The organism is Pseudomonas sp. Snoq117.2 (assembly GCF_900110545.1).
GTDB lineage: Bacteria > Pseudomonadota > Gammaproteobacteria > Pseudomonadales > Pseudomonadaceae > Chryseomonas > Chryseomonas benzopyrenica.
In genome coordinates this window covers 1,131,293-1,154,122 of record NZ_FOED01000001.1, presented here as the reverse complement: position 1 = coordinate 1,154,122, position 22,830 = coordinate 1,131,293, and the positions used below count along the sequence as shown (strand labels likewise).

Here is a 22,830-nt window from a genome sequence, read left to right as displayed (position 1 = left end):
GCGCCCGCAAGGCCACCGCTCAAGGCGGCCTGCGCCTGCTGCACACTTCCGACTGGCACCTGGGGCAGCACTTTCTCGGGCGCACCCGCGAGGCCGAGCATCGCGCCTTTCTCGCCTGGCTGGTCGCCCAGGTGGAGGAGCAGGGGGTGGACGTGGTGCTGGTGGCGGGAGATATCTTCGATACCGCCACGCCGCCGAGCTATGCCCGCGAGCTGTACAACGGTTTCATCGTCGCCCTGCGTGGTACCGGTGCCAGCCTGGTGGTGCTGGGCGGCAACCATGATTCCGCCGCGGTGCTGGCCGAGTCCCGCGAGTTGCTGGCCTGCCTGGACACCCGGGTGATCCCCTGCGTCAGCGAGACGCCGGCCGATCAGTTGCTGGAGTTGCGTCGCCGCGATGGCGAGATCGGCGCGCTGCTCTGCGGCATTCCCTTCGTCCGCCCACGGGACGTGGTGCAGAGCCAGGCCGGGCAAAGCGCCGCTGAAAAGCGCCAGGCGCTGCAGCAGGCCATCCAGGGGCACTATGCCGAGCTCCATGGTCTGGCCGAAGCGCGCCGCGCCGAGCTGGGCATGGCCCTGCCGATCATCGCCACCGGCCACCTGACCACCGTGGGCGCCAGCGCCAGCGAGTCGGTGCGCGAGATCTATGTCGGCAGCCTCGACGCCTTTCCCACCAGCGCCTTTCCGCCGGCGGACTATATCGCCCTCGGCCATATCCACCGACCCCAGCGCGTCGGCGGCCTGGAGCAGGTGCGCTACAGCGGCTCGCCACTGTGCCTGAGTTTCGACGAAGAGCGCGCCAAGCAGGTCCTGCTGGTGGAGTTCGGCACCGCCCTGGAGCGAGTGACGCCCGTGGCGGTGCCCTGTTTCCAGCCCCTGGCCGTGGTGCAGGGCAGCCTCGATACCCTGGGTGCGGCGCTGATCGAGGCCGCTGCCGATGGTCGCCCCGGGTGCCCGGTGTGGGCCGAGGTGGTGGTGACCGGAGACGACTACCTGGCCGATCTGCAGCCACGCATCTCCGCCCTGGTCGCCGAGTTGCCGCTGGAGGTACTGCGGGTAAGGCGCGCACGTAGCGCGGTGGCGCCCACCCTGCAGGGTACCCAGCACGAAACGCTGGAAGAACTCAGTCCCCTGGACGTGTTCAGCCAGCGCCTGGCCGAAGAGACCCTGGACGACGAGCTGCGCACCCGCCTGGAAGGGCTTTACCGCGAGGTTCTTGGCGAGTTGCCTGCCTGATCGCAGCGAAACGCGTCCATCGGGCCGATTTTCCCCTTCGGAACAACGTCCCACGCCCTGGGGTCACCCTCTCTATGTAGCCCATACCGGAGGAGACCCCATGCACGACCTATCCCAACCCCTCGCCGCCACGCGCCATGAGCGTTCCGACAACCAGGTCCCCAACGTCCAGGGCACCGAACGGGTGGTTTCCCTGCTGGGCGGCGGCTTGCTGATCCTTGGCGGCTTGCGCCGCGGTGGTCTGGCCGGCTGCGTGAAGATGGCCTTGGGCGCCATGGCCCTCAGCCGCGGGGTACGCCAGCGCTGCGAACTCAAGGCCGCACTGCAGCCGTCGCCCTTCGAGCAGGCCTTGGGCGAACGCTGGGGCTGGCGCAATCCCACCGCCATCCAGCGCAGCGTGACCATCGCCAAGCCGCGTGAAGAGGTGTTCGCCTACTGCGCCGATCTGCAGCACCTGCGCGAGCTGCTGCCCTTCGTCGATCGCATCGAGCTGGGTGCCGATGGCGACAGCCACTGGCATGCCTCCGGTCCCCTGGGACGCACCCTGAGCTGGACCCTGGAGCAGAGCGAGCGCCGCGAGAACGAGTTCCTGCTGTGGAGCACCGTGCCCGGCACCTTCATGGCGCACAAGGCCAGTCTGACCTTCAGTGACGCGCCCCAGGGCCGTGGCACCCTGGTGCAGGTCGTGCTGGCCTGCGAAGCCCCGGCCGGCCTGCTCGGCCATGCCGTCACCGAAGGCATCAGCCGCTTCACCGGCAAGGCGGTCAACCTCGGCCTGCGCCGCCTCAAGCAGCAACTGGAAACCGGCGAGATCGCCACCCCAGAAGTCTCGCGTAGCGGTCGCCCGCTGGCGCCACCCCATCCGCCGGTGACTCGCCCGGCCGATGAACCCTCGGCTGACATCGACGCGGGCCTTGGTACTCCGGGGAGGGCGAATTGATGCGTGCCCTGACCTGGCAAGCCCCCAACCGCCTGCAGGTGGAAACCGTCCCGGATCCGGAGATCCTCAATCCGCGCGATGCCATCGTGCGCATCATCATGTCCTCGGTGTGTGGCTCGGACCTGCACCTGCTGGGCGGCTATGTCCCGGCGATGAAACCCGGCGACATCATCGGCCACGAATTCCTCGGCGAGATCGTCGAGCTGGGCAGCAGCCTGCGCAACCAGGGCCTGGCCGTGGGCGATCGAGTGGTGACCGTCTCCATCATCGGCTGTGGGGACTGCGAGCACTGCCAGCGCGAGGATTACAACTGCTGCGACAACAGCAATCCCAAGCCTGAAATGACCGAACTGGCCTACGGGCAGCCCTGTTCCGGCATCTTTGGCTACAGCCACGCCTTCGGCGGCTATGCCGGCAGCCACGCGACCTACGTGCGGGTGCCCTATGCCGACGTCAACCTGTTCAAGGTGCCCGACGGCGTCAGCGATGCCCAGGCGGTGTTCGTGTCCGACGCCGTGCCCACCGGCTACTACGCCGCCGACATCGCCGACATCCAGCCCGGTGATACCGTGGCGGTCTGGGGTTGTGGTGGCGTTGGCCAGATGGCCATTCGCAGCGCCTACCTGCTGGGCGCCGAGCGGGTCATCGCCATCGACCGCTTCAGTGATCGCCTGCAGCTGGCGGCCGAGAAGGCCGGTGCCATCGTCCTCGACTACGAGACCACCAACATCCATGAAGCCTTGCTGGAACTGACTGGCGGGCGCGGCCCCGATCGCTGCATCGATTGTGTCGGCATGGAGGCCCATGGCACCCAGTTGGATTACGCCTACGACAAGACCAAGCAGATGCTGCGCCTGCACACCGAGCGTGGGTCGGCGCTACGCCAGGCCATCCGCGCCTGTCGCAAGGGCGGTACGGTGTCGGTGATCGGGGTCTATGGCGGCTTGATCGACAAGTTTCCCATGGGCGCCATCGTCAACAAGGCCCTGACCCTGAGATCGGGTCAGCAGCCGGGGCAGCGCTATGTGGAGCGGCTGTTCGAGCACATCCAGAAAGGCGAGCTGGATCCGTCCTACCTGCTCACCCACCCGATGAGTCTGGAGGAATCGCCCTATGGCTACGAGCTGTTCAAGTCCAAGGACAAGAACTGCATGAGGGCGGTGTTCATGCCTTGAGGGGCCGCCCGGCGATCCCAGGATCGTCGGGCTTTTTATCCGCTAGACCAGCCAGGTTGTCAGCGGCTGCCAGAGCGCAGCGGTCTTGTCATCACCACCGCAACTGACCAGTGCCAGGATGCCCAGGCCGATCAGCAGCGGCATGCCAAGAAAATCGAAGGGAGACAGAGGTGAGCGCACGACGGATCCTCCCGGGAAACGTTGTTGCAAGGCGGTACCTTTCTGTTGAGAACGGAGCGGGAGGCAAGTTCAGCAGCGGGCATGACCATAGGTCGAATGGTCGGTTGGCATGGGCGCGCGCGCCCAACAATGCCAGAATCGGCGGTTCGCCGAGTCGTCCTGGAAAAGCCCGATGAAGATCCTCACCCTGCGCCTGAAGAACCTCAATTCCCTCAAGGGTGAGTGGAAGATCGACTTCACCGCCGAACCCTTCGCCAGCAGTGGCCTGTTCGCCATCACCGGACCGACCGGGGCGGGCAAGACCACGCTGCTGGATGCCATCTGCCTGGCGCTCTATCACCGCACCCCACGCATGAGCAAGGTGGGCGGGGAGAGCAACGAACTCATGACCCGCCATACCGGCGACTGCCTCGCCGAGGTGGAATTCGCCGTGCGTGGCGAGCGCTACCGGGCCTTCTGGAGTCAGAGGCGCGCGCGGGATCGTGCCGATGGCGCCCTGCAGCCACCCAAGGTTGAACTGGCCCGGCTCGATGGGACCATCCTCGCCGAAAAGACCGGCGACAAGCTCAGGCTCACCGAAGAACTCACCGGCCTCGACTTCGAGCGCTTCACCCGCTCCATGCTGCTGGCCCAGGGGGGCTTCGCCGCCTTCCTGGAGGCCAGTGCCAGCCAGCGCGCCGAACTCCTGGAAGAGCTGACCGGGACCGCCGTGTATGGCCAGATCTCCCAGCGGGTATACGAGCGGGCGCGGGAGGCCAAGGGCGTGCTGGACGGCCTGCGCCAGCGCGTCGCGGGAGTCGAGGTACTGGACGACGAACGCCGTCAGGCGCTGGCCGCCGAGGGTCTCGGTCTGGCGCAGCGCGAAGAGCAGCTGGGCGCCGACCTCAAGACCTGGCAGACCCAACGCCAGTGGCTGACCGCCCTGGAGCAGGCGGTGGCGGGCGAGCAGCAGGCCGAGGCGCGCCTGGCCGCGGCGCAGCAGGCCTGGGAGGCCGCCGAGCCGCAGCGCCAGCGATTGGCGGCGGCCGAACCGGCGGCGCGATTGCTGCCCATCGAACAGGCCTGGCGCGAGGCCCAAACCCGCGAACAGCGCAGCCGGGAAGAGCTGGAACAGCTCGATCAACGCATCCAGATTCTGGCCAGTCGCCGTGACGTTGCCCTGGCCCAGGCCCTGGGCGCCAGTGGCGAACAGCTGCGCCAGGCCGAAGCGGAGCAGGCGCGTACGCTCGAGGAGCAGCACCACCTGACCGAGAGCCTGGCCGAGCGTAGCCGCCATGCCGAACTCGGCGAACGCCTGGGCGATTGGCGCAGCCAACTGGCGCTACGCGACGAAAGAGCCGAGGCCCTGACCCGCCTGACCCGCCGCCAGCAGGAGCAGACCCGCCAGCTGCAGTTGCTGGCCGAGGAGCGCGAGGCCCAGCAGGGGGCGCTGACCCGCGCCCGCGAGCAGGCCACCCAGGCCCAGGCGACGGAGCAGGCCCAGACCGAACGCTGGCAGGCGGCGCTGGACGGGCGCGACGAAAAGGCCTGGCGCGCCCTCTGGCAGGCCGCGCTGGGCCGGGTCAACGAGGTGGACCAGCTGGATCAGCTGGTCGAGCGTCGGCGCCAGCTGCAGACCCAGCTGGAGCGCCTGGCCCGCAGCCAGGGCGAGCGCCAGCGCCAGCATGGCGATCATCAGGTGCGCCTGGATGCCCTGCGCGGACGCTACCGCGAAGTGGCCCAGCAGGTGCGCGAGCGCGAGAAGCTGCTCGAACAGGAGCGGGTCATCCGCAGTCTGGAGGCCCAGCGCGCTGCATTGCAGCCCGACGAACCCTGTCCGCTGTGCGGCTCTCGCGAGCATCCCGCGGTGGCCGACTATGCCGCTCTGGACGTCTCCGCCACCCAGACCGCCCTGCAGGACGCCAAGGCCGAGCTGGAGCGCCTGACCCAGGAGGGCAAGGAGCTCAGCGAGGCCCTGGCCGCGCTCAAGGCGCAACTCGATCAGGCCAACGAGCAGCAGACCGAGGCCAGTCAACAACTGGAGCAGTTGGGCGAACTCTGGCGCCAGCGTTGCACGGCCCTGGGCGCCGATCCCGAGGCGCCCGGCGCGGTGGCCGAATTACGCCGGCGTCAGGATCAGGAACTGGCGCGCATCCAGCAGGTGCTCGCCACCCTGGATGGTCTGCGCCAGCAGGGCGAGGAAAGTCGCCAGGAGGCCTTGCGCCTGGCGCGCCAGCAGGCCGATGCCGAACAGCGCCTGGCCCTGGCCGAGGCGGCCTGGGAGCGGGCTCGCCAGGCGCTGGCCGAGGGGGCCGACGAGCAGCGCGAAGCCCAGGCGCAACAGACCAGTGCCGAGCGTCGACTGGGCGAGGAGCTGGCCGGCTGGGGCCATGAGGTACCCCGTCGCGCGGCGGAATGGCTGGCCCAGCGCGACCAGGAATGGCGAGTCTGGCAGGCCGATTGCCAACGAGCGCAGGCGTTGCAGCAGCGCTTGAAGGACAGCGCCCAGCGCCTGGCCACGCTTGCCCCGCTGGTGGCGACCTGGCGCCAGCGCGCTGGCGAGGTCGCGCCTGCCACGGTAGCGCCGCAAGACGCCGCCGCCGTCCTGGTTGAGGCCACCACGACCTGGGAGGACTGCCGCGACCAGGGCGCGGCGCTGCAGGGGACCCGCCAGGCGCTGCACGAGCGGCTGGCGGGTGAAACACGCCAGGCCCGCGAGGCCGACGAGCGCTGGCAGGCCGCCCTGGCCGCCAGTGCCTTCGCCGATGCCGACGCCTGGCGCGCCGCGCAACTGGACGAAGGCGAGCACGCCGCCCTGACCGCGGAGCGCAGCCGCCTGGAGACCGCCCTGACCGAGGCTCGCGCCTTGGCCGGTGCGGCGCAGGAACGCCTGGCAACCTTGAACGCCGCGCCGCAGACCGAGCGCAGCGCCGCCGAGCTGGATGCCGAACTGGCCGCCGCCAACGCCGAATTGCGTGCGCTGGGCCAGCGCCAGGGCGAGGTCAACGCCGCCCTGCGCGAAGACGAACGGCGCCGGGACGGCCTGCAGGCCCTGCTCGGCGAGATCGCCGCCCAGGAGCGCGATCACGATCTCTGGCAGCACCTCAACGGCCTGATCGGCTCGGCCGACGGCGCTAAATTCCGCAAGTTCGCCCAGGGCCTGACCCTGGATCACCTGGTGCACCTGGCCAATGGTCAGCTCATGCGTCTGCACGGACGCTATCGGCTGATCCGGCGCCAGGCGGCGGAACTGGAACTGCAGATCCTCGACACCTGGCAGGCCGATGCCCTGCGCGACATCCGTACCCTGTCCGGTGGCGAGAGCTTCCTGGTGAGTCTGGCTCTGGCGCTGGCCCTGTCGGATCTGGTCAGTCAGCGCACCGGCATCGATTCGCTGTTTCTCGACGAGGGCTTTGGTACCCTCGATGGCGAAACCCTGGAGGTCGCCCTGGATGCCCTCGACCAGCTCAATGCCAGCGGCAAGACCATCGGCATCATCAGCCACGTGGAGGCGCTCAAGGAACGCATTCCGGTGCAGCTCAAGGTGCGCAAGGGCGTCGGTTTGGGCCATAGCGGTCTGGAGCGGCGCTATGCCGTGGAGAAAAACGCGACCGAGTGAGTAATTTTTCCGGCGCAGTGGTCGAAGCGCAGCGCGAAGCGAAACGATGAAACTGTTAACGTAGACAGGTTCGCCGTCTTTGATGGCGTTATGACATCTCCTTTTCCTACCGGCCACCTACCCACCATGTCCCAATTCCTTGCCGTCGGCCTGTTCGAATACGATCCCAGCCGCGCCGAATGGCGCGCGGATGCCGCCTGTGCGGCCATGCTGGAACGGGACGCCGAGGCGCTGGCCCGGGGCCTTCCACCCGCCGAGGTGCTGAGCGGCCTGCAGAGTCGCAGTACGCCGCCCGAGGGACTGCTGCCCGCGCCAGGGCAGGTCTGGGAGGCCTGGCACCAGGGTGCCGATGGCCAGTTGCGCTGCCTGCAGTTCCAGCGGCGCGAGGCCGGCGGCGTACTGCTGGACGTCACCGCGCAGCGCCGCCATGAGGCGGAGCTCTGGCAGGGCGAGGCCTTCAAGCGCAGCGTCATGGTCTGCAGCGTCGACTGCATCAAGCTGATCGATCTGGAAGGGCGCCTGGAATACATGAATCCGGGCGGCCTGATGGTCATGGAGATCGATGACTTCATTCCCTTCCAGGGGCGCCTCTGGGCCGAACTCTGGCCCGAGGGGCAGCGTCACGAGGTGCTGGCCGCGATCGAGGCGGCGCGCCACGGCGGCATTGGGCGCTTCACCGGGCTCGCGCCCACCGCCAAGGGCACCCGGCGCTGGTGGGACGTGGTGGTCACGCCGATCCTGGGCGATGACGGCAACCCCCTGAAATTCCTCTCCATCTCTCGCGACGTCAGCGAAACCGTGCGGGCCCGCGAGGCCCTGGACGAACTCAACCGCAACCTGGAAGAACGCATCGAGGTGCGCAGCCAGGAGCTGGTGGCCCTGGAAGAGGAACTGCGCCAGGCGCAGAAGATGGAAGCCATCGGCCAACTCACCGGCGGCATCGCCCACGACTTCAACAACCTGCTGACCGGCATCGTCGGCTCGCTCGACCTGATGCGTCGGCGGGTGCAGCAGGGACGCATCCAGGAGCTAGAGCGCTATCTGGACACCGCTACCCGCTCGGCCGAGAACGCCGCTGCCCTGACCCAGCGCCTGCTGGCCTTCGCCCGCCGTCAGGTGCTCGAACCGCGCCCGGTGGATGCCGGTCAGCTGGTGCAGGGCATGCACGAGTTGCTGCGCCACAGCCTGGGCAAGAAGATACGCAAGGACGTCCAGCTGGACGCCGACCTCTGGCTGCTGCATTGCGATCCGCACCAGTTGGAAAACGCCATCCTCAACCTGGCCATCAACGCCCGCGACGCCATGCCCGAAGGCGGCAATCTGAGCATCCGGGTAGAAAACGTCAGCGGCCCCCTCAGCATCGGCTTGCCGATCGAGACGGTGGCCGGTGATTTCGTCCGTATCCAGGTCTGCGATACCGGCACCGGCATGGACGCCGATACCCTCAAACGTGCCTGCGAGCCCTTCTTCACCACCAAGCCCAGCGGTCGCGGCACTGGTCTCGGCCTGTCGATGATCTATGGTTTCGTCCGCCAATCCGGTGGCCAGGTGGAAATCCACTCGGTGGTGGGCGAGGGCACCTGCATCAGTCTCTATCTGCCGCGGTTGCTGGCCCAGCCCGAGGTGCAGCCCACCCCCAGCGAAGCCGAAGGCCCGGTGCTGCCGGAAGTCTCCGGTGACTGCGCGCTGATCGTCGAGGAAGAGCGCGAGGTTCGCGTCATCATCGGCGAGGTGCTGGCGGAACTGGGCTACACCCCGCTGGCGGTGGCCGACAGCGCCACCGCGGTTGCCCTCATCGCCTCGGGCACCCTGCGCATCGATCTGCTGGTGACCAGTCTCGGCCTCTCCGGGCTGGATGGCCGGCAACTGGCCGAGCAGGCCAGGGCCACCAGCCCCGGACTGCCGGTGCTCTATCTGTCCGGCCAGGCCGATCCCGCGTCCTTGCCGGAGCTGGCCGAGGAGGGCGTCGAACTCATCGGCAAGCCCTTCGGCCTGGAGGAACTGGCGCGCAGCGTGAGGCGTCTGCGCCCGGGTAGCTGAGCCCGTCGCGGCGAACTGTCGCGGCGCTTCAGGGTCGATCCTTTCGTGTCGCAACGTCTGTTGCGGCTGCTGTCGTGTCGACAAGAAAAGGAGCGCTTCATGAAACGCCTGCCACCTGCGCCACCCGCGCGGATGCTCGTCCTGTCCCTGTCCATCGCCTTTCTCGCCGCCTGCGCCCATGAGGGCAGCAAGCCGGAAACCCCGACCTGGAGTTGGCGTGACGCCAGCAACGCCCGCGCCGTGCCGCCGGACCAGGCCTATCCCGAGCTGTTCGCCGCGGTGCAGCAGGGCAAGCTGTTCACCGACCAGAAGCATTTCGTCGATGCCCTGCCCAAGCGCAATCCGGCCGACATCCGCCAGGACTACCTGGCTCAGCGCGACAAGCCGGGCTTCGATCTCAAGGCCTTCGTCAGCGCCAACTTCGAAGAATCCGCTCCGATCAAGGCCGAGCCGCCCAAGGCGGGCGCCGACCTGCCCACCCACGTCAAGGACCTCTGGCCGGTACTGACCCGCCATTACGAACAGGTCCCGGCCTACAGCAGCCTGTTGCCGCTGCCCAAGCCCTATGTGGTACCGGGCGGTCGCTTCCGTGAGGTGTACTACTGGGATTCCTACTTCACCATGCTGGGCCTGGCCAAGGATGGGCGCACCGACCTGGTCCGCGACATGGTGGACAACTTCGCCCATGAGATCGACGTCTACGGCCACATCCCCAACGGCAATCGCAGCTACTACCTGAGTCGCTCGCAGCCGCCGTTCTTCGCCTACATGGTCGACCTGCAGGCCAGCCTGGAAGGCGATTCCGCCTATCGTCGCTATCTCCCGCAGCTGCAGAAGGAATACGCCTACTGGATGGCCGGCGCCGAAGGGCTGCAGGCAGGCCAGGCCAACGCCCATGTGGTCAAGCTGGCCGACGGCACCCTGCTAAATCGCTACTGGGACGCCCGCGATACCCCGCGCCAGGAGTCCTATATGGAAGACCTGGCCACCGCCGCCCAGGCCAAGGGTCGACCGGCCGGCGAGGTCTATCGAGACCTGCGCGCGGGTGCCGAGAGTGGCTGGGACTTTTCCTCGCGCTGGCTCGGCGATGGCAAGACCCTGGCGACCATCCGCACCACCGCCATCGCCCCGGTGGATCTGAACAGCCTGCTCTATCACCTGGAACAGACCATCGCCAAGGCCTGCGAGAAGACCGGCGAGGCCAGTTGCGTCCAGGCCTACAGCCAGAAGGCCAAGACCCGCCAGCAGGCCATCGATCGCTACCTGTGGAATCCCGCCGGCTACTACACCGACTTCGACTGGCAGGCCAAGCGCCGCACCGACAAGGTCACCGCGGCGACGTTGTTCCCATTGTTCGTGGGTGCGGCCAGCCAGAGCAGCGCCGACCAGACCGCCGCGACCGTGGCCAACCAGCTGCTGCGTCCGGGCGGCATCGCCACCACCACGGTCAAGACCGGCCAGCAATGGGATGAGCCCAATGGCTGGGCACCGCTGCAGTGGGTGGCCGTGGATGGCCTGCGCCGCTATCAGCAGGACAAGCTGGCGGCGGACATCGGCACCCGCTTCCTGACCCAGGTGCAGAATCTCTACGCCCGGGAGCAGAAGCTGGTGGAAAAATACGACCTCACTGGTGGCCAGGGCGGTGGCGGCGGCGAGTACGAGCTGCAGGACGGCTTCGGCTGGACCAACGGCGTCACGCTCAAGTTGCTCGAACTCTACCAACCGCAACCCGGCCCGAAGTAAGGCCAAAGAAAAGGTCCGCCATGGCGGACCTTTTTCATGATGCGGAATTTCCGTAGGTTGGGCTGAGACGGCTCCATCGTCGAAGCCCAACAAACCTGTGCCGGCCCGGAAAGCGTTGGGCTTCGCTGCGCTCAACCCAACCTACGGGCCACCATTCACCCTCTCCCTCGGGGAGAGGGTTGGGGTGAGGGCAAACCCTACGCCTGACCCGTCACAGCGGATCCACGGGCGGCGCATCGTCTTCGTCCGCGGGCAGCTCCGCAGGATGCAGCCCTTCCGGATCTTCATCCTCGGGCAGCGGCAGGATGGCGTTCATCAGCTGTACTCCGGATCGCGCGGATTCTTTTGCGGCAGGCGCTCTTCCACCGGCCGGTCTTCCGGGTCATCGCCCACGGGCTCTTCGGGATCGGGCGCGATGTCCGGATCGATGTCCAGGTCGTCGGGGTTTTCCTTGATCTGATCGTTCATGCGGCCTCCGCGAGTGGTTGTTAAGGTTGGGCAGAGCGCCCTGCGCGAAGTTCGCCACCGGCGATCAGCGATAACCCCGGGCCTGCAGATCGAACAGCTGGGCATAGCGGCCGCCGCTGGCCAGCAACTCCTCGTGATCGCCACGCTCGCGGATCTCTCCGTCTTCCAGCACCAGGATCTGATCGGCGTTGCGCACGCTGGAGAAACGGTGCGAGATCAGCAGGGTCATGCGTTGCTGCGCCTGGGCCCGAAAGCGCTCGAAGATCACCGCCTCGGCCGCGGCGTCCAGGGCGGCGGTGGGTTCGTCCAGCACCAGGATGTCGGCGTCTTCGCGCATGTAGGCGCGCGACAGGGCGATCTTTTGCCACTGCCCGCCGGACAGCTCCTGACCGCCCAGGAACCAGCGCCCCAGTTGCGTCTCGTAGCCTTCGCGCAAACCAGCGATGACCTCGTCGGCCAGGCCCTGCTCGGCTGCCTTGCGCCAGCGCGTCTCGTCGTGGAAGGCCGCGGTATCGCCGACCCCCAGGTTCTCGCCGGCGGTGAGCTGGTAGCGGATGAAGTCCTGGAAGATGACGCCGATGCGCCTGTGCAGCGCCGCCGGCTGCCACTCCTGCAGATCGCTGCCATCGAGCAGGATACGGCCACGCGTCGGGCTGTGCAGGCGGGTCAGCAGCTTGATCAGGGTGGTCTTGCCCGAACCGTTGGCGCCCACCAGGGCCAGGCTCTGGCCCGGCGCCAGGTGAAAGCTGATGTCCTTGAGCGTCGGCGCGGTCGCACCCGGATAGGTGAAGCCGACCCCTTCGAATCTCAGGCCGTCGCCAGGCTGGCTGCCCAGGGTGAGACTGCCGCCCTCGGCACTGGTCGGCTGGCCCAGATAGTCGTAGAGATTGCTCAGGTAGAGGCTGTCTTCGTAGAGCCCGCCCAGGGCCGTCAGGCTGGCGCTGACCGCCGCCTGACCCTGGCGGAACAGGGTGAGATAGAGGGTCATCTGGCCCAGGCTCAGGCGACCGCGCACGGTATCGAGCACCACCCAGGCATAGGCGGCATAGAAGGCGAGGGTGCCCAGCAGGCCAAAGACGAACCCCCAGCCGTCACGTCTCAGGGTCAGGCGGCGGTCCTCGGCATAGAGCTTGGCGAAGGTGGTGCGATAGCGCTCCAGCAGCAGCGGCGCCAAGCCGAACAGCTTGACCTCCTTGATGTAGGCCTCGTGGGAGAGCAGGGTTTCCAGATAGGTCTGGCGGCGGGTCTCGGGCGCACGCCGGCTGAACAGGCGAAAGGCATCGCCGGAAAAGCGCGCTTCGGCCAGAAACACCGGCAGGGCGCCTACCACCAGGAGCAGCAGGGCCCAAGGCGAGAAATGCACCAGCAGCACGGCGAAGCTGACCAGGGAGATGAGGTTCTGCAGCAAGGTGAGGGACTTGGTCACCAGGGCCAGCGGTCGTATCGAAGCCTCGCGCCGGGCTCGCACCAGCTTGTCGTAGAACTCGGCGTCCTCGAATTGCGCCAGCGACAGGGTCTGGGCCTTTTCCAGGATCAGCAGATTCACGGTCTGCCCCAGGCGCACCCGCAGCAGCGATTGCTGCACCGACAGCAGGCGCTGGGCGCCCGCCAGGGCGGCCAGCACCCCGGCTTCGGCCAGCACGAATTTCAGTACCGGCCACAGTGGTGCCTGACCCTGCTCGGCATGCAGCCGCATGGCCGCTACCACGGCATCGACGATACGCTGTCCCAGCCAGGCGGCCAGGGCCGGCAGCAGGCCGGCGACCAGGGTCGCCAGGAACAGGCCGATCATCAGTGCGGGAGAGGTGCTCCAGACCAGGCCGGCAGCGCGGTGCATCTGCTGTTGCACGATAGCGAAGGAGGTGGAGAGGGCCATGGTGGGTCTTCGGCAGGGGTCAGCATTAGGTGGGGCAGCGGTCGTCGTGTTCCCCAGGCTATGGCAAAAGGCTTACACGTCCTGGTGTCACCTGGCCATGTTGCCGTCCGCAGGGGCTGCGTAATCTACACCCATCAGCCGCGCAGGATGCGCAGCCCTGAGGTCACGGACGAAGACCAGGCCAGGATGGCGCCTGACAGGACGTTGGGATGGTCGCAACAAAGAACCCGCTTCGGCGGGTTTTTTGTTGGGCGCGATTTCTGGTTGGCGGGCTATGGCAAAAGGCTTACACGCCCTGGTGTCAGCTGGCCATGTCGCCGCTGCCGTTGGTTGCGTAATCTACACCCATCAGCCGCGCAGGATGCGCAGCCCTGAGGTCACGGATGAAGACCAGGCCAGGATGGCGCCTGACAGGATGTTGGGATGGTCGCAACAAAGAACCCGCTTCGGCGGGTTTTTTGTTGGGCGCTATTTGAGGTCGGTAGGCGGATCGGGCGGGGTATGGCAAAAGGCTTACACGCACTGGTGTCACCTGGCCATGTTGCCACCTGCGGGGGCTGCGTAATCTACACCCATCAGCCGCGCAGGATGCGCAGCCCTGAGGTCACGGATGAAGACCAGGCCAGGATGGCGCCTGACAGGACGTTGGGATGGTCGCAACAAAGAACCCGCTTCGGCGGGTTTTTTGTTTTGGGCGTCATTCCGGACTGGCAGGGGCTTCGGGTCCGGGCTCCGCGGCGATACGGTTGCGGCCGGCCCCCTTGGCTGCATAGAGCGCCCGGTCGGCGCCTTCGGTGAGACTGTAGGCATCCATCCCGGCCCTGTGGGTGGCCAGGCCGACGCTCAGGGTGATGGGGCGTCGTGACCAGGCGTGGTTGGCGACGGCGGCGCGGCAGCGCTCGGCCACCAGATGGGCCGCGGTGAGATCGGCACCCGGTAGCAGGATGGCGAATTCCTCGCCGCCGTAGCGGAAGCAGGCGTCGTTGTCGCGACAGCTCTGCAGCAGCAGCTGGCCGACGGCCTGCAAGGCGCTATCACCCGCCTGGTGACCATAGGCATCGTTGTAGGCCTTGAAGTGATCCACGTCGATCAACAGCATGGACAGCGGCGTGCGCTGCTCCTCGGCGCGCAGCAGATGCTCCGCCAACCGCAGGTCGAAGGCGCGTCTGTTGTACAGGCCGGTCAGGGCGTCGGTGACGCTGCGCTGTTCGGCGGCCTGCATCATGTCCAGCAGCTGGCGCTGAGAGGCCTCCAGCATGTGTTGCTGCTCTATGTGCTCGGTGACATCCACCGACAATCCGGCCAGGGCGATGCCCTGCCGGGTGACCAGGGGAAACTTGTAGGACTGCCAGAAGATGCGCCTACCGTCGTGGACAGTCATGCGCTCGACGAGTCGGCTCGGCTTGAGTTCGTTCATCACCTGCTCGTCGACCTGGCGAAAGCGTGGCGCCGCCTCTGGCCAGATGCTGAAGTCGTCCTGGCCGAGGACCTCGTCGCGGGTCAGCTCCAGTTGCTGCAGGAAGGGTTCGTTGACATAGGCATAGCGCCAGTCGCGGTCCTTGATATAGGCGATGAAGGGCCCGTTGTTCATGAAGGCGGAAAAGTTGATGTCCAGCTCTTCCAGCTGGCGCAGGGTGTCGCGCTGCTGCAGCAGCCTCGTGACCTGCCGGGCCAGGCGTTGCAGATTTTCCACCTGGACGGCCTCGAAGCGGCGGACGCGATCGTCCATCACGCAGAGGGTGCCGAGGGCGATCCCGCGCCCATCGAGCAGGGGAATGCCCAGGTAGGCACGCATCCGTTCCAGGCCGGGGGCCGATCTGAGGTGCGCGACCCGTGGATCCTCTTGCAGGTCTTCCACCAGAAAGGGCTGACGAGGGGTGCGGATCGCCAAGTGGCAGAGAGAGGCGTCGACCGGCATCTCGCTCATCGTCACGCCCTGGCAGGCCTTGAACCAGAGTCGGTGCCGATCGGCCAGGGTGATGAAGGCCACGGGCGCCCGGGTCAGCTGGCAGGCCAGCGCGACGATGTCCTCGTAGGCGGCTTCGGCTCCGCTATCGAGAATCTGCAATTCGCTCAAGGCGTGGAGACGCTGGACGTCATCGGGGAGAGTCATGCGGGCTCGCGAAGGCGGGTCTCTGGCTAGTGTGGTGTTTCAGAAGTTAACTGCACAATGTTGGCGGTGCTTTTGCTCCTTGGACGGCGTTGCCACGCCTAGCCATAGCCCTGCCATGACTCGTCGCGGCGCCTTGCCCAAGAACAAAAATCACTCGCCCTTTCTTGCGCGAACTTCTGAAACACCGCACTAGAGCATAGTATCCAGGGCGGCCGAGGAAAACTGCCGCCTTGTTGCAGTCTGCCACTGTGCCGGCCGGGACTGGCACCGTGGCGTGCTCGGGCTAGCGCCGGGGTTGCAGCAGCAGTGCCACCAGGGCACTCCAACCGGTCTGGTGCGAGGCCCCGAGTCCACGGCCGTTTTCGCCATGGAAGTACTCGTGGAACAGCACCAGGTCGCGACTGCGCGGATCGTTCTGCAATTGCGGATAGTCGACCATGCTCGGGCGCTTGCCGTCGGCGTCCTTGAGGAACAGCCGGGTCAGGCGCTGGCTGAGGCCGTCGGCGACCTCTTCCAGATTGGCCAGGTAACCGGAACCGCTGGGGTATTCCACCGAGAAGCTGTCGGCGTAGTAGCGGTGGAATTCGTGCAGCGACTCGATGAGCATGTAGTTGATCGGCATCCACAGCGGCCCGCGCCAGTTGGAGTTGCCGCCATAGAGGCGCGAATCCGATTCCGCCGGCTGGTAGCGGGCACTGAGCAGGTTGCCGTCGGCCTGGCGCATCTCGAAGGGCTGCTGCTCGTGAGCCTTGGACAGCGAGCGGATGCCGTATTCGGAGAGGAATTCCTGATCATCCAGCATGCGCTTGAGCAACAGCTTGGTGCGATGGCCGCGCAGCAACGAGAGCAGGAATCTATTGCCCTGGCCGGGTTCGGTCCAGCGCGAGACCAGTCGCGCGAGGTCCGGACGCTGGCGCAGGAAGCCGCGTAGCCGTCCGCCCAGGCCGGGCAGGCCTTCATGCTCGCGCTGTTCCAGCACCTGCACCGCGAACAGCGGGATGAGGCCGACGATGGACCTCAGGCGCAGCGGCTCGGCGCTGCCATCGGCCTTGTGCAGGACGTCATAGAAGAATTCGTCCTGTTCGTCCCAGAGGCCGTCTTCGCGATCATCGCTGTGGTTGATGGCGCCGGCGATGTGCAGGAAGTGCTCGAAGAACTTGACCCCCAGATCGACGTACACCGGATTTTCCTTGGCCAGCTCCAGGGCGATGCGCATCAGGTCCAGGGCATAGGCGGCCATCCAGGCGGTACCGTCGGCCTGATCCAGGTGATAGCCCTCCGGCAGGGGCGCCGAGCGGTCGAAGAGGGCGATGTTGTCCAGGCCGAGGAAGCCGCCCTGGAAGATGTTGCGACCCTCGGTGTCCTTGCGGTTGATCCACCAGGAGAAGTTCAGCAGCAGCTTGTGGAAGACCCGTTCGAGAAAGACCCGATCGCCCACGCCGGTCAGGGACTTGTCCTGCAGGTAGACGTGCCAGGTGGCCCAGGCGTGCACCGGCGGATTGGCGTCCTCGAAATTCCACTCGTAGGCCGGCAACTGGCCGTTGGGGTGCATGAATCTGTCTTTCACCAGGAGCAGCAGCTGCTGCTTGGCGAAACCGGGATCGATCAGCGCATAGGCGACCGCTTGGAAGGCCAGGTCCCAGGAGGCGTACCAGGGGTACTCCCATTTATCCGGCATGGAGACGATGTCGAAATTGAGCAGGTGGCGCCAGTGACCGTTGCGGATGCGCTGGCGCTGGGCGGGTGGCGTCGGCTGGGCCGGGTCGCCATCGAGCCAGCGATTGACCTCGAAGTAGTAGAGTTGCTTGGACCAGAGCAGGCCGGCCAGGGCCTGGCGCTGCACCAGGCGCGCATCGGGCTCGGCGATCTTTTCCTGCAGAGCGGCATAGAAGGCATCGGCTTCGGCGATGCGCTCGGCAAAGACGGCGTCGGCATCCACCGACAGAGCGTTGGTGGGCGCCAGGCGCAGATAGACCACGGTCTTGGCGCCACCCTCCAGCTCCACGGCGAAATGGGCGGCCGCCTTGCTGCCGAAGTCGCGGCGGATCGCCTCGCGGGCACCGCGCACCACGTAGTCGTTGATGCCGTCCTTGAAGGGGCCTTCGGCCGGCTCACCGGTGAGGCGGGGCAGATTGGTTTCGTTGTTGCAGAACAGCCACTCGACTTCGCGGGGGCCCCAGGCGCTCACCACCAGGTCGGGCCGGTCGAAATAGCTGGCGCGGACCTGGTCGCCTTCCAGGCTGAGCATGGAGCGCGGCGGGGTGCCGGTCCAGGCCCAGGTGTTGCGCGACCAGATCTGCGGCAGCACCCGCAGGCTGGCGCGCTCGGCCCCGCGGTTTTCCACGGTGACCCGCATGAGGATGTCGTCGGGGGTGTGCTTGGCGTATTCGACGGTGACGTCGAAATAGCGATCTTCGGCGAAGACGCCAGTATCGAGGATCTCGTACTCACGATCGTTCAGGCCACGCCGGGCGTTTTCCTCGGTGAGCTGGGCATAGGGAAAGGCGGCGTGGGGATACTTGTAGAGCATCTTCTGGTAGGCGTGACTCGGCACCCCGTCCAGGTAGAAGTACAGCTCCTTGACGTCTTCGCCATGGTTGCCCTCGGCGTTGGTCAGGCCGAACAGGCGTTCCTTGAGGAAGGGATCGCGCTCGTTCCACAGGGCGATGCCCAGGCACCATTGCTGAGCCTTGTCGCAGAAACCGGCGAGGCCGTCTTCGCCCCAGCGATAGGCGCGGCTGCGCGCATGGTCATGGGGAAAGTAGCGCCAGGCGTCGCCATCGGCGCTGTAGTCTTCACGGACCGTGGCCCACTGGCGCTCGCTCAGGTAGGGCCCCCACTGCCGCCAGGCGGCGGCGTCGGTATCAGCCAGGCGCTGGCCTTCTCGGGTATGCAGGATGCCCGGGGCGGGATGTGCCGTCATCGTGTCTCCAGATTCAGGTAACGGTTAAGGCTCGAGGATAGATCAGCATTGTGGCGTGCAATGAGCTGCCTCGGCGTATCGCTGCTGTTTTAGTGCCTGTCTGGCGGGAAAAAATTCACGCCGTTGCGGTTTTTGTCACAGGACCTGGCTGGGCGCAAGGGCTCTATCACGGCCAATGCAGGGGCGAAAAAAAGCCCCACGCCGGATCGGGGTGGGGCCTTTGCTTATCGCGGTGAGCCCGCTGCTTGCACAGCGGGCCTGACGGCGATTTACAGCGCCATGTCGTTGGCGGCCTTGTCGGCGCGCGGAGCGCTGACGGTGGCCTTGGCGTTCTGGCTGCCGGTGGCGACCGGCGGGGTGGCCAGTTGCAGCACTTCGGCGGTGTAGTTCCACTCCTGCTGCACGCGCTCGGGATCGCCGTTGAGCTTGGTGCCGTAGCTGGGCACGATCTGGTGCAGCTTGGCTTGCCACTCCGGGGTCGCGACCTTGTCCTTGAACACCTTCTCCAGCACGCTCAGCATGATGGGCGCGGCGGTCGAGGCGCCCGGGGAGGCGCCCAGCAGGCCGGCGAGGCTGCCGTCCTTGGCCGCGACGATCTCGGTGCCCAGCTTCAGCACGCCACCTTTGTCGGCGTCGCGCTTGATGATCTGCACGCGCTGACCGGCCTGCCACAGGCGCCAGTCTTCCTTCTTGGCGTTGGGGAAGTACTCGCGCAGGGCGGCCATGCGGTCGTCATCCGACAGCATCAGCTGGCCGGCGAGGTATTCCACCAGCGGGTATTCGGCCACGCCCACGCGCACCATCGGCCAGGCGTTGTGGGTGTTGGTGCTGGTCAGCAGGTCCAGGTAGGAGCCCTGCTTGAGGAACTTGGTGGAGAAGGTGGCGAAGGGCCCGAACAGGATCACGCGCTTGCCATCGAGCATGCGGGTGTCCAGGTGCGGAACCGACATCGGCGGTGCGCCCACCGAGGCCTTGCCATAGGCCTTGGCCAGGTGCTGCTGGGCGATCTCGGGATTGTCGGTGACCAGGAAGGAGCCACCCACCGGGAAGCCGGCGTAGTCGTTGGCCTCGGGGATGCCCGACTTCTGCAGCAGGTGCAGGGCACCGCCGCCGGCGCCGATGAAGACGAACTTGGCGTCGGTCTCGGTCTTCTTGCCGTCCTTGAGATTCTTGTACTCCACGCGCCAGCTGCCATCGGCATTGCGGGTGATGTTCTCGACTTCGCTGGACAGGTTCAGCTTGAAGTTCGGCTTGGACTGCAGGTTGGCGGCGAACTGGCGGGTGATCTCGCCGAAGTTGACGTCGGTGCCCAGCGGACTCCAGGTAGCGGCGATCTTCTGCTTGGGATCGCGGCCTTCCATCATCAGCGGAACCCACTGCTTGATCTGCGCGGGATCTTCCGAGTACTGCATGCCGGAGAACAGCGGGCTGGCCTTCAGCGCTTCGTAGCGCTTCTTCAGGAAGGCGATGTTCTCGTCACCCCAGACGAAGCTCATGTGCGGGGTGCTGTTGATGAAGCTCTTCGGATCCTTGAGGACGCCGTTCTTGACCTGCCAGGACCAGAATTGACGGGAGATCTGGAAGGCTTCGTTGATCTCGATGGCCTTGGCGATGGTGACCTTGCCGTCCTTGTCTTCCGGGGTGTAGTTCAGCTCGGCCAGGGCGGAGTGGCCGGTACCAGCGTTGTTCCAGCCGTTGGAGCTCTCGTCGGCGACCTTGTCCAGGCGCTCGACCATTTCCATGGTCCAGTTCGGTTCCAGCTCGTTCAGCCAGATGCCCAGGGTGGAGCTCATGATGCCGCCGCCGATCAGCAGGACGTCGACCTTCTTGATGTCTTCGGCCTGTGCGGTGCCCAGGGCGGAGGCGATAGCTACGCCGAGCAGCGCGCCAGTCATTTTCTTCAGCATATGGTCTCTCAATCGATAGAAGCGGGGTCTGCTTATCGAGTTTCGGTGCGGTGCGGCACCATGGCACATGGGTAGATGTGCAGTGGGCAAGGCAGAATGCAGCCGGAAACACGCAAGGGCAGGTTCTTGTCCCTCCACCGCCCCTCTCTTGTGCGTCACCGGAGGAGTCGGAGCAAAAACGCAATGCGCGGCCTTGGCAGCGGCTGACCGGAAACAGAGGTCTCGGGCGCGGCTACATGCGCATGCGTTTTTGTTGCTGGACATTTTAATGAGAAGGGTCGGGGATGCCTAGCCCGTAATTCATAGGCTTTGCCTATTATCCTTTGGTCTAATCTCTTGCGACCTGGGTCAAAGTCCCGCCAGATGCCTCGGCGGGCGAACCGCAGCGGTGCCGGGGCCACTCCGCGAATAGCCGGCGGTACCGACGAAACCGGCCAGAAAGCCGCCGAAGGGTCGTCGTCCGTAGCGGTAAGCAAGGGGTGGAAAGATCGACCAGGTGCTGTACGAAAGGTCGACGAGCTAAGGTCAGACGAGGGCTAGGTCGGGCTGGCGATCCATGCCTTTTTCAACGAAACATCGCCGCGCGGGCATTTTTCGTACAGCACCTAGCCGAAACGCCAGGCGAGAAAGCGACTCTGCTTCTGGCCCTGGGCCATGGCCACGACACGGATCTCGCTGGCTTGCTCGCGGTGCAGCGCCGCCTGTAGCAGCGGCAGGTTGCTGACCTTGGACACCAGACAGGTGAACCAGCCGACCTGCGTGGCGAAGGCGTGGCTCTCGCGAATCATCCGTTCGATAAAGGCTGCCTCGCCGCCGGGGCACCAGAGTTCGGCCGCCTGGCCGCCGAAGTTGAGCAGGGGAACCTGCTTGCCAGTGGTCTTGCCCAGGTTCTTCCATTTGCGCGTGCTGCCGCGCACGGCATCGTCGGGGCTGGCGTGGAAGGGCGGATTGCACAGGGTGGCGGCGTAGCGCTCCCCGGGTTGCAGGATGCCGGCGAAGATCGCCTGGGGATCCGGCTGGTGGCGCAATTCGATGGCGGCGGCGCAATCCGGATTGGTGGCCAGGGTGCGGCCGAAAGCGTCCAGGGCCGCTGGGGCGATGTCGCTGCCCACGAAGTGCCAGCCATACTCCTTGAAACCGATCAACGGGTAGACGCCATTGGCGCCGGTGCCTACGTCCAGCAGCCGCGTCGTCGCGCCACGGGGAATCCGGCCACCCGTGCCCTCGGCCAGCAGATCGGCTAGATGATGCAGGTAATCCGCCCGACCGGGAATCGGTGGGCAGAGGAAATCGGCGGGGATGTCCCAGTCCCGCACGCCATGGTGCAGCGCCAGCAAGGCCCGATTGAGCGCCCGAACCGCCTGGGGATCGGTGAAATCGATGGACAGATTGCCCCGCGGCGTCGGTGCTACGAAGGGCCTGAGCGCTGGGCTCGTCCGCATCAGGGCCGGAAAGTCATAGCTGCCGTGGTGGCGATTGCGTGGATGCAGGGGCGCGGGGCGGCCAGGCAGGGGGCGGCGGGGCGAGGTCATGGCGGTGGGCAAGGTCGAAAGGGGGCGGCGAGCCTAGCACAGCCGCCCCCTTGACTCACGCAAAGGGGCTCACGCTGGCGTCGGTGCATCTTCCGGCAATACCCCGATCTCACGCAGATTGCGCCAGAAGGCAGCGGGGATAGGCGCCCGCAGCAGTTCAGCGTTCTGCCGGGCCCGCGCCGGGGTGCTGCTGCCGGGGATGGTGGCGGCCACGGTGGGATGGGCCAGGCAGAACTGCAGGGCCGCGGCGCGGATATCCACCCCGTGATCCTGGCAGACGCCTTCGATCAATTCGACCTTGCGGCGCAACGCGGGCTCGGCTTCGGCATAGTTGTAATGCTTACCGCCGGCCAGCAGGCCGGAGTTGAAGGGCCCGCCCACCACGATGCCCACGCCGCGGCGTTCGCATTCGGGGAAGAGGGTGTCCAGTGCTTCGCGGTGGTCCAGCAGCGAATAGCGACCGGCCAGCAGGAAGGCGTCGGGATCGCTTTGCTCCAGCGCCAGACGGCAGGGTTCCACCAGGTTGACGCCCAGGCCCCAGCCCAGGATCAGGCCTTCCTCGCGCATCTCGGTAAGGGCCTTCGCCGCCCCCTGCATGGCCTGGGCGAAGTAGTCGCGCCAGGCCGGACCATGCTGGTCTTCCGAGAGATCGTGAATCCAGACCAGGTCGAGGCGGTCGGTCTTGAGGCGTTCCAGGCTGGCTTCGATGGAGCGGCGGGCACCCTCGGCGGAATAGTCGAGCACCCGCTTGAAGGGCAGTTCGTTGACGAACGGCGGGGCGTTTTCCGGTTGGTCAGCCGGTTCCAGCAGGCGACCGACCTTGCTGCAGAGCACGAAGTCATCGCGCGGTTTGTCGGCCAGCACCTCGGCGAAGCGGCGCTCGGACAGGCCGGCGCCATAGTGCGGCGAGGTATCGTAGAGGCGGATGCCAGCATCCCAGGCGGCTTCGAGGGTCGCCCGGGCGTCGGCGTCGCCTATCTCGCGGAACATGTTGCCCAGAGGGGCGCCGCCGAAACCGAGGGAGGGGATGTCGATACGCATGAAAGGTCTCCGGGAGGGTGCGTGTCTGCATCCCGACCGGTACTCCCGAGTCCCGTTCC

Annotated in this window: 14 protein-coding genes; 6 read left to right on the top strand and 8 right to left on the bottom strand. The window is 66.5% G+C overall.

What is annotated here, in order from left to right; all coding sequences use genetic code 11:
• Positions 1–29: 29 nt before the first annotated feature.
• The 3 genes from sbcD (at position 30) to BMZ43_RS05605 (ending at position 3,350) form a co-directional block, all read left to right on the top strand.
• Complete coding sequence (gene sbcD / locus BMZ43_RS05615) at positions 30–1,235, top strand: exonuclease subunit SbcD (RefSeq protein ID WP_093251020.1); 1,206 nt, start codon at positions 30–32, stop codon at positions 1,233–1,235.
• 100 nt (positions 1,236–1,335) lie between these two features.
• A complete protein-coding gene (locus BMZ43_RS05610) occupies positions 1,336–2,175 on the top strand; it encodes an SRPBCC family protein (RefSeq protein ID WP_093250794.1) in 840 nt (279 codons plus the stop codon).
• Positions 2,175–3,350, top strand: a complete 1,176-nt coding sequence (locus BMZ43_RS05605; RefSeq protein ID WP_064308622.1) for a zinc-dependent alcohol dehydrogenase — start codon at positions 2,175–2,177, stop codon at positions 3,348–3,350. The genes BMZ43_RS05610 and BMZ43_RS05605 overlap by 1 nt, the downstream gene beginning before the upstream one ends.
• A gap of 42 nt (positions 3,351–3,392) precedes the next feature.
• Here BMZ43_RS05605 and BMZ43_RS26455 read toward each other — a convergent pair whose 3' ends face one another.
• The gene (locus tag BMZ43_RS26455) at positions 3,393–3,530 is read right to left on the bottom strand and encodes a hypothetical protein (RefSeq protein ID WP_156522344.1); all 138 of its coding nucleotides are present in this window, start codon (positions 3,528–3,530) and stop codon (positions 3,393–3,395) included.
• Positions 3,531–3,702: 172 nt separating this feature from the next.
• On the opposite strand from BMZ43_RS26455, the gene BMZ43_RS05600 reads away from it, so the two are divergent.
• From BMZ43_RS05600 to treA, 3 genes are all read left to right on the top strand, one after another.
• Positions 3,703–7,128: an AAA family ATPase gene (locus BMZ43_RS05600; RefSeq protein ID WP_093250789.1), complete on the top strand. Its 3,426-nt coding sequence runs from the start codon at positions 3,703–3,705 to the stop codon at positions 7,126–7,128.
• A gap of 126 nt (positions 7,129–7,254) precedes the next feature.
• Positions 7,255–9,168: a hybrid sensor histidine kinase/response regulator gene (locus BMZ43_RS05595; RefSeq protein ID WP_064308620.1), complete on the top strand. Its 1,914-nt coding sequence runs from the start codon at positions 7,255–7,257 to the stop codon at positions 9,166–9,168.
• Between the two features lie 99 nt (positions 9,169–9,267).
• Positions 9,268–10,911, top strand: coding sequence for an alpha,alpha-trehalase TreA (gene treA, locus BMZ43_RS05590; RefSeq protein WP_093250785.1), 1,644 nt, complete (start codon positions 9,268–9,270; stop codon positions 10,909–10,911).
• Positions 10,912–11,226: 315 nt separating this feature from the next.
• Here treA and BMZ43_RS26450 read toward each other — a convergent pair whose 3' ends face one another.
• From BMZ43_RS26450 to BMZ43_RS05560, 7 genes are all read right to left on the bottom strand, one after another.
• Positions 11,227–11,379, bottom strand: coding sequence for a hypothetical protein (locus tag BMZ43_RS26450; RefSeq protein ID WP_167348555.1), 153 nt, complete (start codon positions 11,377–11,379; stop codon positions 11,227–11,229).
• A 64-nt stretch (positions 11,380–11,443) separates the two neighbouring features.
• Positions 11,444–13,255: an ABC transporter ATP-binding protein gene (locus BMZ43_RS05585; protein ID WP_093250782.1), complete on the bottom strand. Its 1,812-nt coding sequence runs from the start codon at positions 13,253–13,255 to the stop codon at positions 11,444–11,446.
• A gap of 697 nt (positions 13,256–13,952) precedes the next feature.
• Positions 13,953–15,368: a GGDEF domain-containing protein gene (locus BMZ43_RS05580; RefSeq protein ID WP_064309221.1), complete on the bottom strand. Its 1,416-nt coding sequence runs from the start codon at positions 15,366–15,368 to the stop codon at positions 13,953–13,955.
• A gap of 283 nt (positions 15,369–15,651) precedes the next feature.
• Positions 15,652–18,291, bottom strand: coding sequence for an MGH1-like glycoside hydrolase domain-containing protein (locus BMZ43_RS05575; RefSeq protein WP_017641719.1), 2,640 nt, complete (start codon positions 18,289–18,291; stop codon positions 15,652–15,654).
• A gap of 269 nt (positions 18,292–18,560) precedes the next feature.
• A complete protein-coding gene (gene mqo / locus BMZ43_RS05570) occupies positions 18,561–20,198 on the bottom strand; it encodes a malate dehydrogenase (quinone) (RefSeq protein ID WP_017641720.1) in 1,638 nt (545 codons plus the stop codon).
• 605 nt (positions 20,199–20,803) lie between these two features.
• Positions 20,804–21,742 (bottom strand): 23S rRNA (adenine(1618)-N(6))-methyltransferase RlmF, encoded by a 939-nt coding sequence (gene rlmF / locus BMZ43_RS05565; protein WP_371913847.1) that lies wholly within the window; start codon positions 21,740–21,742, stop codon positions 20,804–20,806.
• A gap of 57 nt (positions 21,743–21,799) precedes the next feature.
• Complete coding sequence (locus BMZ43_RS05560; RefSeq protein ID WP_093250774.1) at positions 21,800–22,771, bottom strand: aldo/keto reductase; 972 nt, start codon at positions 22,769–22,771, stop codon at positions 21,800–21,802.
• Between the last annotated feature and the right edge of the window lie 59 nt (positions 22,772–22,830).